This window comes from Algoriphagus lutimaris (assembly GCF_017051705.1).
Taxonomy (GTDB): Bacteria; Bacteroidota; Bacteroidia; order Cytophagales; family Cyclobacteriaceae; genus Algoriphagus; species Algoriphagus lutimaris.
In genome coordinates, this window is the sequence record NZ_JAFIDJ010000001.1 from 717,125 (window position 1) to 730,688 (window position 13,564).

General features: G+C 36.4%; 16 protein-coding genes. 7 read left to right on the forward strand and 9 right to left on the reverse strand.

All coding sequences use genetic code 11. The annotated features are described in order from the left end of the window. Positions 1-34 precede the first annotated feature (34 nt). The 5 genes from JYB62_RS19810 to JYB62_RS02865 all read right to left on the reverse strand — a co-directional run bounded on the left by JYB62_RS19810 (position 35) and on the right by JYB62_RS02865 (position 4,056). Positions 35-346, reverse strand: a complete 312-nt coding sequence (locus JYB62_RS19810) for a YdeI/OmpD-associated family protein (RefSeq protein ID WP_317194657.1) — start codon at positions 344-346, stop codon at positions 35-37. Beyond that, positions 347-541 carry a hypothetical protein gene (locus tag JYB62_RS19815; protein WP_243431428.1) on the reverse strand — a complete coding sequence of 65 codons (195 nt, stop codon included), beginning with the start codon at positions 539-541 and terminating at the stop codon, positions 347-349. Between the two features lie 32 nt (positions 542-573). Continuing rightward, a complete protein-coding gene (locus tag JYB62_RS02855) occupies positions 574-2,016 on the reverse strand; it encodes a hybrid sensor histidine kinase/response regulator (protein WP_205643928.1) in 1,443 nt (480 codons plus the stop codon). Between the two features lie 14 nt (positions 2,017-2,030). Then, positions 2,031-2,474: a response regulator gene (locus JYB62_RS02860; RefSeq protein WP_205643929.1), complete on the reverse strand. Its 444-nt coding sequence runs from the start codon at positions 2,472-2,474 to the stop codon at positions 2,031-2,033. Between the two features lie 106 nt (positions 2,475-2,580). Then, on the reverse strand, positions 2,581-4,056 hold the full coding sequence (locus JYB62_RS02865) for a sensor histidine kinase (RefSeq protein WP_205643930.1): 1,476 nt from the start codon (positions 4,054-4,056) through the stop codon (positions 2,581-2,583). A gap of 152 nt (positions 4,057-4,208) precedes the next feature. On the opposite strand from JYB62_RS02865, the gene JYB62_RS02870 reads away from it, so the two are divergent. The 5 genes from JYB62_RS02870 (at position 4,209) to JYB62_RS02890 (ending at position 7,428) form a co-directional block, all read left to right on the forward strand. Next, positions 4,209-4,361 carry a lmo0937 family membrane protein gene (locus tag JYB62_RS02870; RefSeq protein WP_205643931.1) on the forward strand — a complete coding sequence of 51 codons (153 nt, stop codon included), beginning with the start codon at positions 4,209-4,211 and terminating at the stop codon, positions 4,359-4,361. 98 nt (positions 4,362-4,459) lie between these two features. Beyond that, entirely contained in the window at positions 4,460-4,735 is a 276-nt protein-coding gene (locus tag JYB62_RS02875; RefSeq protein WP_205643932.1) for a hypothetical protein, read from the forward strand. A gap of 137 nt (positions 4,736-4,872) precedes the next feature. After that, the gene (locus JYB62_RS02880) at positions 4,873-5,241 is read left to right on the forward strand and encodes a response regulator (RefSeq protein WP_205643933.1); all 369 of its coding nucleotides are present in this window, start codon (positions 4,873-4,875) and stop codon (positions 5,239-5,241) included. An 11-nt stretch (positions 5,242-5,252) separates the two neighbouring features. Beyond that, positions 5,253-6,668, forward strand: a complete 1,416-nt coding sequence (locus JYB62_RS02885; protein WP_205643934.1) for a sigma-54-dependent transcriptional regulator — start codon at positions 5,253-5,255, stop codon at positions 6,666-6,668. A gap of 271 nt (positions 6,669-6,939) precedes the next feature. Then, on the forward strand, positions 6,940-7,428 hold the full coding sequence (locus JYB62_RS02890) for a Dps family protein (protein ID WP_205643935.1): 489 nt from the start codon (positions 6,940-6,942) through the stop codon (positions 7,426-7,428). Between the two features lie 70 nt (positions 7,429-7,498). Here JYB62_RS02890 and JYB62_RS02895 read toward each other — a convergent pair whose 3' ends face one another. Next, positions 7,499-8,527, reverse strand: coding sequence for a sugar phosphate isomerase/epimerase family protein (locus tag JYB62_RS02895; RefSeq protein WP_205643936.1), 1,029 nt, complete (start codon positions 8,525-8,527; stop codon positions 7,499-7,501). A 188-nt stretch (positions 8,528-8,715) separates the two neighbouring features. Between JYB62_RS02895 and arfB the strand changes: the two genes are divergently transcribed. Continuing rightward, positions 8,716-9,135, forward strand: coding sequence for an alternative ribosome rescue aminoacyl-tRNA hydrolase ArfB (gene arfB, locus JYB62_RS02900; protein ID WP_205643937.1), 420 nt, complete (start codon positions 8,716-8,718; stop codon positions 9,133-9,135). A gap of 24 nt (positions 9,136-9,159) precedes the next feature. On the opposite strand, the gene JYB62_RS02905 is transcribed toward arfB, so the two are convergent. Further along, positions 9,160-9,819, reverse strand: coding sequence for a metal-dependent transcriptional regulator (locus tag JYB62_RS02905; RefSeq protein ID WP_205643938.1), 660 nt, complete (start codon positions 9,817-9,819; stop codon positions 9,160-9,162). A 113-nt stretch (positions 9,820-9,932) separates the two neighbouring features. Between JYB62_RS02905 and JYB62_RS02910 the strand changes: the two genes are divergently transcribed. Next, on the forward strand, positions 9,933-12,209 hold the full coding sequence (locus tag JYB62_RS02910) for a TonB-dependent receptor (RefSeq protein ID WP_205643939.1): 2,277 nt from the start codon (positions 9,933-9,935) through the stop codon (positions 12,207-12,209). Positions 12,210-12,262: 53 nt separating this feature from the next. Here the strand turns inward: JYB62_RS02910 and JYB62_RS02915 are convergent, their stop codons facing one another. Both JYB62_RS02915 and JYB62_RS02920 read right to left on the reverse strand, forming a co-directional pair. Next, the gene (locus JYB62_RS02915) at positions 12,263-12,844 is read right to left on the reverse strand and encodes a DUF3347 domain-containing protein (protein ID WP_205643940.1); all 582 of its coding nucleotides are present in this window, start codon (positions 12,842-12,844) and stop codon (positions 12,263-12,265) included. Positions 12,845-12,865: 21 nt separating this feature from the next. Then, positions 12,866-13,561: a PepSY domain-containing protein gene (locus JYB62_RS02920; RefSeq protein WP_205643941.1), complete on the reverse strand. Its 696-nt coding sequence runs from the start codon at positions 13,559-13,561 to the stop codon at positions 12,866-12,868. Positions 13,562-13,564: the final 3 nt, after the last annotated feature.

Genomic DNA, 13,564 nt, shown 5'->3' on the forward strand with positions numbered 1-13,564 from the left:
TAACCAGCCTACTTGTTGTTCCGAAACACTTCTATCACAAATTATTGTAATATTTAATCAGTTCATTTAATTGTTTGAAGTCTAATTTTCCTTTAGATAATCTGAGATGATGCATAATGGCTAGTGACTTCTTCACCCTGCTTTCAGGATTTTTCACTTTAGTAACTAGATATACTAAGCTTCTTTGTTTACCAGGTGTCAATGATTTGAAATACTTACTTCCCTCTTCATCTTGGTCCATTAATACCTGAAACTCTTCAGGTAATTTATGTCCAAATTCACTAAAATCACTTTCTATAAAAATGGAAAGTGAATCTCCAGACTCTAATTTTAATTTGGATCGGATTTAATGGTTAATTAAAATATACCAATACGCTTTGGCTTTCATCAAAGCCATATGATATGGCCCTACTTGATTGAATTTGACCAACACTCTTCTTTGGTTCTTTTTTAGTAATTCATTAGCTAGTTCTTCAGGAACAGCTACATGGAAGCTCCAATGGTTGAATTCGAAGTTTTCTAATATTCCTTGAAAATCCATGCGAATTATTATTTCACTACCACCAAATGAATTCAAGAACTCAAATTAAAGCTTAGCAAAAATGTGGTTCCAACTCCTTCTTCACTTTTTACGCGTATGGAGCCTCCATGGCTTAAGATGATGTTTTGAGTATTGGTTAGCCCTAAGCCAGAACCGGATTTTTTACTGGTAAAGAATGGCTCAAATAATCTTTCCAAATTTTCCTTAGGAATACCCACTCCATTATCTTTTAATTCAACTCTGCACTGCTTTCCTTTAATGTAGGTCTTAAGAAACAGCTTTCCTCCAGATTCAGGCATAGCCTCGATGGCGTTTACCAATAGGTTAATAAGCGCGATTTTTACTTTTTCAGCATCTACATCGATTTTGCAAATATCATTTTGAAAGTCTTTTGTGATCTTCAGGTTTTTCATTTGGACTCGATCCATTACTTCCTCCAAAGCCTCATTTAAAAGATCATTGATGGAGTGATTGGCAATATCTAACTCGGTAAACCTGGTACTTTCCAATAATTGGGTAACCAATTGATTGATTCGATTACAGTTTCTCTGGATTACTTCAATTAGATCTCCGCTTTCTTTCAAGATATTCTCTGGTAGCTCCATTTGAAGTTGATCAGCAGATAAAACAATGGTAGTAAGCGGATTTTTAACTTCGTGGGCTAGCAACCTAGCAATCCTTCCCGTAGAAGAGAATTTTTTAAGATTTAATTCTTCCTCTTCTTTTGCTTTCATGGCTGTTAGATCCTTGATTAGCACTTGAAAAAGGTTGGCATCCTGCTTGGCAATACTGATTAATGCATTGATGCGTGTGTCATTGTCTATTTTCAGGACGGTTTCTAAATCATACAAGTCAGATTTTTTACCCAAAACGTCCATTAAAATCAACCTAGATACTTGGTCCTCTATAAAGTCGGAAAAAAAATAACCTAATCCAGATTCTTCTGAATGAGGTTCAATCCCAAATTTCGAGATAAAAATAGGGTTAGCTTCCAGTATTTTACTTGTTCCATCCATTAATAGAAAGGGATCTCCTGCTCTTTCAAAGATGGATCGAAATTTAATGGCAGCACTATCTAGTGATTCCATTAATTGGGAATCCCGAATTGCATACCTCAAAGTACGGTCTAGCGTTCTCGCATCAAATTCCCCCTTGATTAAATAATCAGAGGCCCCTAATTGAAGAGCCTCTTTATCAATTGCACCTGTATTCATGCCCGTCAGCATAATCACTGGGGCATGTTTTTGAATTGATTTTATTTCTTGGATAAGCTCTAATCCGGTTGCTTTACCAAGTTTGTAATCCACAAGGTATACGTCAAAGCGCTCTTGGGATTTCTCAAGCGCTTCCTCGTAAGAAGCTGCGGATTCAATCTGATAATTGGTTTCATTAATTTTTTTTAAAATGGTAGAAAAAAGGAATAAATCATCCGGATCATCATCAACATATAAAATGCGAATGGTTTCAGAACTCATGCTTAATAGTTTATTTAGAGAGGTAACATGACTGTATTAGACCAATAATTTTCAATTTCTTTAGCCACTTTTACCAGCCCTTCAAAAGTGCCAGGTTTAGTGATGTAGCTATTGCTACCCATTTTGTAAGTAGTTTCTATATCGTCTTTCAGATTGGATGTAGTGAAAATGATCACTGGTATTTTTTTAAAATCCTCATGACTTTTGATTTCAGCAAGTGCAGTCCTGCCATCCTTTCTAGGCATGTTCAGATCAAGTAAAATGATATCAGGAACAGGATAATTATTCAAATCATCAAAAGGAGCAGATCTTTTAAGGTACTGAAGTAATGCCTCTCCATCTTCGACACAGGTGACGTTTTCTTTTGGCAGCGTTTTTTGAAAAGCTTTTATGATCAGTAATTTGTCATCATCATCATCTTCTGCGACAAGAATGTTAATTGGCTTTTTCACGAACATAGATGTTTATTAAAGGCACAAGAAGATATTAGTTTTTTGCAAATAAAATAATTGTGTGAGTTATTTATTGATATATGGCACAAATGTCATTTGGTACACTGACTTTTTAAGATGGAATGACTGGCAAATAAATCGTAAATATTGAACCTACCCCAGGTTCGCTTTTTGCTTGAATAGTACCGTTAGATTTTTCAATGATTTTCTTTGAAATAGAAAGACCTATTCCAGTTCCTTCAAAAGCTTCTTTTCCATGAAGACGTTGGAAAATGGCAAAAATTTTCTCTGAATATCCTTCATCAAAACCAATTCCATTATCCTCCACTGTAATCTTGTAATAGGAAAGTTCTGGGTCTAACTGAACAATACTCTTTATTTCTTCATTGGGAGCTTCATCGCAGTTAATTTTGATCTCGGGTATTTTCTTAGGATCTGAAAATTTCAAAGCATTAGAAATCAAATTTTGAAACACTTGTCTGAACTCGGTCTCTTTTCCGATTACTTTTGGGAAAGTTCCCACTTCAACTTTTGCCTTTTTCTCAACAATAGCGATCTCCAAGTCATCTAAAACAATTTCTAAGACATTTTGAAGATCGATTTCTTTTTCCTCCTCATTGGTAATTCTTCCAGCCCGACTATACTCCAATAAATCCGTTATGAGTCTTCTCATTCGATTTGCCGCCACCGTGATTCTATTCAGGTACAGCGCTCCTTCACCTTTAAGAGTGTCGGAATATTGCTCAACCAGTAAATCTGAGAATGCAGTTATTTTCCTAAGTGGCTCCTGTAAGTCATGTGAAGCAACATAAGCAAACTGCTCTAATTCCTTATTGGAGTCATCCAACAAATAGAGCTGTTCTTGTAGCTGTTCCTGATAATTTTTGATTCTTCTCGAGGCAATTTTTTGAACCTTATTGTAATGAAATATTGAAAATAAGGTGACAAAGCCTACAGAAATTGAGAATAGAGATATTAAACCAACGATAAAGGGAAGGGCATTGATATTATTAAGTAGGGACCTATTTCGCTCCACAAATAACCTATTCTCTTCATCATTAATGGTGGTGACTGCCTGCTTGATGGTTCTATATCCACTTAGGGCATTATCGACTCTACCAGAATTTAAAAACCCCTCTAAACTTCCATTTTCATGATAATAAGAAATAGTTTCCTCAAAGGCGGTTACCCGTTGTTTAATTAGATCTTCTAGAACTTCTAAGTTTTGATGCTGCTTTGGATTATCAATCGTGAGATCCTTTAATTTATCCAAAAGCATTTGAGCATCTATCAAAGACTGCCTGTAATTGGTAAGAAATTCTTCTTCCCCAGATATCACAAAGCCCCTAATATTGGTTTCCCGTTCTAAAATACTTGCATAAAGTTCGCTTGTTCTTTGGAGGATATCCTGAGTTTCCATCAAAGCTGAAGTGTAGAATCCGATTCTCTCAGAAGTCCAATAGGAGATACCACTTCCTACGATGATTAAAAAAAGAGAAATGATGGAATATAACTTAATTCGATTCATGGATAAGTTGGTGCTTTCAAATAGCTGGGAATTCCCAGAATTGGGGAATTTATTTCTCATATCTCGGAGTTTACCGGGTTAAGATGACATCGATAGAGGTCTAAAACCTGCTTTCTTACCAAATTAAGCCCCTTTTTTCGAATTTTTGACATATGGGCATGAGCATTGAATCTAAAGAATCAAATAAAACTTAAACCATAACCACTAAAACCATGAGTTCTCTATTATATTTTATCGCGGTGATTCTCCTCATTGGCTGGCTGATTGGAGTATTCGCTTATAGTGCGTCAGGATTAATTCACGTACTGCTAGTTTTGGCTGTTATTGCAGTTTTATTTAGACTTATCAGTGGTAGGGGGATTTAACCTCTCCATATATTTTAAAGATATCTCCTTAAAATCGAATCAGGCTTTAAAGACTTACGTTTAATCTTAAAAAAGCTAACATTTAAACCATTAAGAACATGAACAAACAGGTAAAAACAACAACCATTTGGGTAGGCGGATTAATAACAGGTGCAATGATCGGTGCTTTTCTTTATAAGAATAAAGACCAATATGAACCTCAAAAAGAGAAATTAAACAGCCTATTGTCAGAATTTCAAAACATTGCGGCAGACCTTAAATCAAAATTACTTTCTGCTAGTCAGGAAGGATTGAATGCTACAAAATCAGCGCTTCAAACAGCAAAAGAGACCGCAAAAGAAACTGCTAAAAATGCTAAAGAAAAAGTGAAGTAAGGTTTATTAAAAAAGGAAAAGGTACAATTAATGAATGTACCTTTTCTTTTAATCCAAATTAGACATAATAATAAAAAAAAATAAATCAATTATTTGAGTTTAGTACTCTGAATAACCATTTCAAATGCCGAAACCTGATGAAGAATAATGTGATCCTTGTAGTGGATGATGAATTAGAAATCAGAGCACTATTATCTCGATTCTTAGCTAGAAAAGGATATGAAGTGTTTTCCGCAGGGACCCTCTCTGAAGGAAGGCAACTCGTAAATGAAAGAAATCCCAACCTAATTTTCTTAGATGTAAATTTGCCAGATGGCAATGGTTTGAAGGAATTGAAAAAATGGTCTCAAGATTTTGATTCACTAAATGTGATCATGATGAGCGCCTTTGACCATTTAGAAGCCAGAGAAGAAGCAATCCAATCAGGAGCGCTTCACTTCTTAAGTAAGCCTTTTAACCTAGCAAGATTAGAGCAGGTTATTCAAAAAGATATTTTCAACAATTAATATTTACCACCATGGCAAAGATTCTTGTAATCGATGACAATATTGACATTTGCCAATTATTAGAGCGTTTTTTAACTAAAAAAGGCTACGATGTCGAAACCACTATTTCAGGTAAAAACGGTCTTGAAATGGTTAAAAACACGTACTATGACCTAATTTTTTGTGATTTTAAATTACGGGATATGGAGGGGCGAGATGTATTGGCTAGAGTACGAATCATTTCTCCTGGAACCCAAGTAGCTATTATTACCGGGTATGCGGATGTGAAAATTGCAGTTGAAGTTATAAAAAAAGGAGCGTTTGATTACATCACTAAACCACTGATTCCAGATGAAATCATCAGTTTAATTGAACGGGCCTTGGCAGTTCAAAAAGAGACAAAAGTAAATACAGTCACTTTAGACAAAGCCGAAACAGAAGCAAATAAGAAGGGCCAAAAGACAGAGGCTAAATCTGATTTTTTGAAAGGAACAGGGAAGGAATCCAAAAAACTTTATAAGGAAGTAAAATTGGTAGCACCTACCAATTTAAGTGTAGTTATTTACGGAGAAAGTGGGGCTGGTAAAGAAAACATAGCCCGCTTAATTCATGATCAAAGTGAAAGAGCAGGGAAACCTTTCATAGCAGTGGATTGCGGAGCTCTAACCAAAGAATTAGCCGGTAGCGAACTCTGGGGTCATGAAAAAGGATCATTTACAGGAGCTCATGCAGAAAAACCAGGCCAATTTGAATTGGCGAATGGAGGAACCATATTCCTAGATGAAATTTCTAATTTATCTTATGAGGTACAAGTGGGTTTGTTGAGATTGGTCCAAGAAAGAAAATTAAGAAGAATAGGTGGGACGAAGGATAAATCCATTGATGTTCGAATTATAGTAGCTTCTAATGAGGACCTTCGTAAGGAAGTTCAGGAAAATAAATTCCGAGAGGATTTGTATTTCAGATTCAACGAATTTAGTATTACTGTTCCTCCTTTAAGAGAAAGAAAAGACGATATAGAAGCATTTGCATTGCACTTCCTCCACCTATCCAATGAAGAATTGAAAAAATCCGTGAAAGGGTTCGATGATGAGGTAATGAAGGTGTTTAATGAATATGTTTGGCCAGGTAATCTTCGTGAAATGAGGAATGTGATCAGAAGGGCAACTCTCCTAACCGATGGTGAAAAAATGACCGTTTCAGCATTACCTCCAGAAGTAGTTTATGCTCGAAAATTTAATTTTACTGATTCAGGATCTGAATCAAAAAGTAACAGATCATCTTCAAACCATACCCCCGTCAACTTGAAAGATGCAGCTGCTGAAGCTGAAGCTGAAGTTTTGAGGAAGGTATTAGAAGAAGTAAAATATAATCGGACCAAAGCTGCCAAGCAATTGGGGATCGATCGGAAAACATTATTCAATAAAATGAAACAATACGATTTATAAATACTGGGATTTTGAATTCAAAAAAGGCCCTCAATCAATTGAGAGCCTTTTTTTGTGCAATTAACTCAACATTTTGGGGAAGTATTTTCATGCAGATTTGCACAGGTATCATCCCTGATTTTAAGAATACCAAATGATCTGTTGGATCTTAAAAAAGTCTCCAAAGATTGGTGTGAAATCTTATGGTAAGCAGTGGAATCTATGGTCATCATAATAATGGCGGGGACCTTGCACTTATAATGACATGGATAACTTAACTAACACTAATACAATGAACACTAATAAAGCAACACTCGAAAATCATTTAAAATTGGATAATAAGGCCATGAATAATTTGGCTAGTAATATGAATGATCTACTTTCAGATTATCATATTTTTTATCAGAATGTAAGAGGATTTCACTGGAATGTAAAAGGTGAAAATTTCTTTGAATTACATGAAAAGTTTGAAGAGCTTTATACGAAACTGTATCAAAATATTGATGATTTAGCAGAGAGGGTAGTAACGATCGGGTTTAATCCTAAGCATGCTTATTCTGATTATTTGAAAAATAGTATTCATAAAGAAATCACAGATGTTTCCCATGGAGAAGAATGTGTGAAGCATGTAATTGATGGATTGGGAATCCTCGCCAAATCCCACAGAAAAGTAGCTGAAGAGGCTGGAGCCGCCGGAGATATCGCTACTGAAGATATGTTGACAGCATTTGTTGGAGATTTGGAAAAAAGAATGTGGATGTTTACTATGTTTGTAAAATAAATTACCAAACACAACCAAATTAAAAAACCGCAGCAATTGCTGCGGTTTTTGTTTTTTAAGGCAACATGGATCAGCTAAGGGCTTTTTCACAAAATTCTACGCATTTCTGAACTTCTTTGACAGCATCAGAGCCTTCAGGAACTTGATACTCCAATTCAATGGTAGCAGGGAATTTATATTTATTTGTTTTCATCAAGTTTAATAATTCTGGAATAGGAGTATCTCCAGAACCCCATGCCAAATTGCCTTTTCCATTGGCAGGAGTCTGTCTATCCTTGGTATGCATGCTTAGAATATGCTTGTGTTGTTTTTCTATCAAAGGAATTAAATCAGTGTTGCCTGCGGCGATATAATGTCCTGCGTCTAGATTCATTCCGTTTTTAGGACTTTGACTGATAGCAGTATCCCAGAAGTTAAAAGTTTCTTGTTCATGGCCATGATAGCCAACGGAAATACCATTTTTCTCAGCCATTTTACCAAGCTTTAAAGTATGTGCATCGTCAGAAGGATGTTCTAAAGTAACATGGCTTGCTCCTAATGCTTTCGCTGCCTTCATTCCATAATTGATCTCTGCATCAGTATTATTTTTACCAAATGCACTAGGCTTGAATGCATAAATACTGACTCCAGCAGCCTTGTACATTTTACGCAGATCTTCAAACTTTTTCATGTCAGCTTTTGCTCTCCATTCAGCTACTTCTTTTCTGTATGCTTCTCCTTCAGCTCGCATTTCATCCAATTCTGATTTTTCTGAAGAATTCAAATCTTGCCCATCTCTTTGTTTTCTCATGAGCTGGAACATTCTCATCCGATTTATAGGAGAGGAAGGCATTCCCGCAAAACTTTCAGCAGGGTCTCCCATCAATTCAATCGCATTCAATCCTGATTCAGTCACATATTTTAAGGTAGCCTCGGCACTCTGATCAGGCATAGATCGAAAAGAATAGGTAATACACCCTAATTGCACACCATTGATCAGTGAATTAGGTTTATTAAAGGATTTGATGATGGAAGGAGCGCCTTGTAACCAAGCGGGAGCAGCTACTAGTCCTGCTGCACCGAGGGCAGATTTGATTAGAAATTCTCTTCTGTTTTTCATAGTATTTTGGGTTGATTAATAGGGTGAGATTGATTAAGGGAAAACAAATTAGCATTTTTTTGAAAAATTAGTTTTAAAATCATCCGTTCACCCAAATGAATGGATAGTAGGTGATTATTTCATTTAAATGAAAGCATGTAACTTGCTTACATAACAGATTTAATATTTTATTAACAAGCGGTTACCAAATGCAATCTTTAAGAGAAAGAATTGAGAAGGGTTATTTTTTGTCTGAAATGAATTTTCAAACCTCCAGGAGTGGTGGGGCAGGAGGTCAGCACATCAATAAAGTGGAAACCAAAGTACAGTTGTCTTTTGATCTTGAAAACTCGATGTTTTTGACGGAGGAGGAGAAAAGCTTGATCCGGGAAAAACTGAAAAATAAAATTACTGACGATGGTTTTCTGCAAATCCAAGCACAGGAAAAACGTTCCCAATTGCAAAATAAAGAGATCGTGATTCGAAAATTTTATAAACTCATCCAAAAGAGCTTAGAGAAAAAGAAAGTAAGAAAAGCGACCAAACCAGGAAAAGGAGCGATAGAGAAACGATTAAAATCGAAAAAATCCCAAGGGGAGAAAAAAGCAAACCGATCCTGGAAATATTGATATTTCTTAGTATGAGAAAGTTGTTTATCCTACTAATCTTACCAATAACCGATCACAGACTTTTTCACTTAATGTTTCTGAAGGATGGCCTTCAAAACTAACTACCATGCTTTGATCGTAAGGCTCAATTGATATTACCTGAAGCTCTATTCCCAATCTCAGGTCTCTACTATTTAAAAATTCTAAAAATTCTGTAGAGGAATTGGTTAATGCTGCCAAGTTTACAATTTGACCTGTTTTGCATTTGGACAATGTAAAGTAGCTTACTTCTTGAACTCTTCCCATCTTATCTGGAATGGGAGATCCATGGGGATCGACCGTAGGATGTCCCATCATTTCATCCATTCTTTCAAAGAATTTTGGTGAATGAATATGCTCTATTTGTTCAGCAATTTCATGAACTTCTTCCCAGCCAAACCCCATTTTTTTTACTAAAAACATTTCTGTCAAGCGATGTTTCCTGATCACCAATGCCGCCTCTTTTTTTCCCTCTGAGGTGAGGGTAACAGGTTTATATTTTTCGTATATCAACCAACCGTTTTTTTGAAGGGTTTTTACCATACTATTCACGGTGGGCATACTTACCTGCATTTGTTGAGCTAGTTCTGAAATGTTTACTTCTCCAGCTTCATTTGCCAAGTTGAACAATGACTTTAGGTAGTTTTCTTCTGTTTGAGATGCCATGAATAATGATTTAGTATTCAAATATTAAATAAAATATTTAGAAAACAATTTTGTTAGAAGATTCTAACAAATTACTTTTGGGTAATCTAATGGATTAAATTAGCCTATTATATATGCTTCGACTACTACTAGTATTTCTTCTTATATCAGTGATTTATATGGATTCTTTTGCTCAGGACTACTGGGTGAAAGGCAAAGTATTATCCAAGGGTGAGGTGGTGGAATTTGCCAATGTAATCCTAAAAGGAACTTCAGTTGGAGCGGTTACGGATGAAAATGGAGATTTCAATATCAAGGTAAACAACCCTGATACGTATGTCCTTCAAGTTTCAAGAATAGGATTTAAATCCATTTCATCTTCTGTTAAAGTTCCATCAGAGGAGGCAACCCAATTGGTTTTTGAACTGGAAGAAATGGATTCTGGGTTAGATGAGGTAGTTGTAAGCGGTACCATGCAAGAGGTTTCTAAATTGGACAGCCCTGTTCCTGTGGAAGTGTATTCAGCAAAATTTTTTAGAGCCAATCCAACACCCTCTGTATTCGAGTCCTTACAAAATGTAAACGGAGTCAGGCCTCAAATCAATTGCAATGTTTGTAATACTGGTGATATTCATATTAATGGATTAGAAGGTCCTTATACCATGGTATTAATAGATGGTATGCCAATTGTTTCAGGCTTAGCAACTGTCTATGGGCTGACAGGTATACCGCAATCATTAATCAATAGGATAGAAGTAGTGAAAGGGCCTGCTTCTACTTTGTATGGATCTGAAGCTGTTGGAGGACTTATTAATGTTATTACGAAAAGTCCCGATGCTGCTCCCTTACTTTCAGCTGATCTATATGGGACAGGCTGGGGAGAGTTTAATATGGATTTGGGCTTTCGTAGTCAATTTGGATCCAATGTCCAGTCTCTAACCGGAATCAATGGATTTTATTATGACAACCCCATTGACAACAATCAGGATGGCTTCACTGACCTAACCCTTTCTAAGCGAATTTCTATTTTTCAAAAATTCAATGTGAAAAGACCGGAGAATAGAATTTTCAATATTGCAGGCAGGTATGTTTATGAAGATCGGTGGGGAGGTGAAATGAATTGGGAAAAAAGTAATAGAGGGGGAGATGATATATATGGGGAAAGTATTTACACCAGTAGATGGGAGACTTTTGGTACCTATCAATTGCCAAGTTCAGAAGCTTTAAACTTGATGTTTTCTGCCAACGGACATCGTCAAAACTCAGTGTATGGGACGACCATTTATAATGCAGATCAATACATTGGTTTTGGGCAGTTGACTTGGACTAAATCGATTGCCTCTCATAATTTTCTATCAGGATTGGCCTATCGCTATACCTATTACGATGATGATACTCCGGTCACTTCTTCTGGGGATGGCGAACGGAATATGCCTTCTGTTATCCATTTACCTGGAGTTTTTATTCAGGATGAGATCAAATTTAAAGAAACACAAAGTCTTTTGCTTGGTGCTCGCTATGATTATAATTCTGTTCATGGTTCCATTTTCTCTCCTAGATTAAATTATAAATTATCCTCCTACGATAAAACAACAGCTCTCAGGGTTTCGGTGGGGAATGGATTTAGAGTTGCTAATGTCTTTACAGAAGATCATGCAGCTTTAACTGGAGCTAGGGAAGTGGTTTTTGAAGGGGAATTAAAGCCCGAACAAAGTTGGAATACAAACATCAATTTTGTGAAAAAAATCTATTCTAATAAAGGTACTTTCGTAGGGATTGATGCTACCGCATTTTACACCTACTTTACCAATAGAATAGTCCCTGATTATGAAACGAATGTTAATCAAATCATTTATGCAAATTTAGATGGTTCAGCAGTTTCGAAAGGTATTTCCACCAATGCGGATATTGCTTGGGCAAACGGGCTTTCCATTACAGCAGGAGTCACTCTGATGGATGTATCTATAGAAGAAGAAGGAATTAAAAGAAGGCAGTTGTTAACAGAGAGGTTTTCAGGAGTGTGGTCGGTTGGGTATGATATTCCGAGACTTGGTTTGACCATTGATTATACCGGCAATGTTTATAGCCCGATGCGATTGCCTTTGCTTGGGGAATTGGATGAGCGAGATGAATTTTCTCCTTGGTGGAGTATACAAAATATACAACTCTCTAAAAGAATTGGAAACCAGTGGGAAGTTTATACGGGTGTTAAGAACCTGCTGAATTTTACTCCTCCAGCTAATAGTATTGCCAGGTCATTTGACCCATTTGATAAAAATGTGGTATTTAATCCGGATGGTTCAGTCATGCCAACCCCCGAGAATCCGAATGCCTTGACCTTTGATCCAACCTATGTTTTCGCCCCTAATCAGGGAATCAGGGGGTTTTTGGGATTGAGATTTACTTTATAAAAAAGCCCCAGATAAATCTGGGGCTCAGGCGTTAAGTTAAAAAAGGGTAGTTTTTAAATTTCCTCTTGAACTGAACCGCACTTTAGCATTTTATCTCCGAAATAAGGGTTTCTTATCTCATTGGAAACACTTAACCAAAATGCCCCTTCATTGTTCTTTGCCATAGGGCAATATTGCTTATATAATTTCCCTTCAGTCACTACTGAACTTTTAACCAATTGGATCATTTGATTTGAAACCAAGTCAAATGATACTCTCTGAGCATCTGTATCTGTTGTTTCAGCAATTTTCTTTACTTCAATTTCCATTTCAGATTTTCCTTCAAAACTGGAGTTTCCTAAAATTGATAGCAGTTCAACTGCCGCATTTTTAGCCTTTTCCCCATCAGTTTCAACTAAGGCGTCTTTTAAACCTAAATAGGCATTTACAGCTTCAGAAACCTGCTTGTCTTCAAATGAAACAGATGCCGTGGATTCCGAATTTGAACCATGGTCCATTGAGTCATGATTCTCATGATCCATTTCTTCTGTATGGTTCATGTGCTCCTCATTACCTTCATGTTGATCGTTTTGCTTACAAGCAAAAGCCAAACTGATTGTAAGTGCAATTAATAGAGTTTTAGTTAGATTTTTCATGTTTAATTGATTTATTATTATTTATTTAGATTGTTTCCTTTTCTTTTTCTGCGTCATAAAAAACAAAGTGAACCCAGAAGCCACTGTTGCTAAACCGAATAATGAAAAAGCTCTGAGCAGTAGGTTATTGAAATCGTCTCTTCCTGCATAATCCATTGTATGGAACATCCAGAGAAAATCAAACCATCTCCAGCTTCTATGTCTCACTCGTTCAAAGCTTCCACTTTTAGCATCTATATAGGCTACTAAGTTTTCTGGGTGGTCGTAGTGTACCGCCCAAGCAGGCAATGGTTTGCCCCGAAATTCATGGTGCGCTCCGGTTTCAGTAAGATATTCTACCGATTTGATACCCAAATCCCCCTTTACATAGATCTGGGCAATTTCCTTTGCTTCTTCTTCTGTCACCTCAGGTTTAAGTTTACCTGTTTGAGCATTATAGAGCAATTTGGAATTAACCCAGTAATAAGGCTGGTGGTTGACAAATCTAAGTTCAAGAGTTGAAATCTGAAGGGTAGAATCCAATTTCCCAGGTTGAATTAGATTTTCTGCCGACTGATGCATCATGTGCTCATTATGAAAATGATCTCCATGGATTTCATCAATATCTGTCCAGCTGAAATATAATCCGCTGATCGTCCAAAGGAAAAATTGAATTCCAATGAATACACCTAGAAAGCGGTGAATTTTTCTGGTGTAATACTGATTGTTTTTACGCATAAT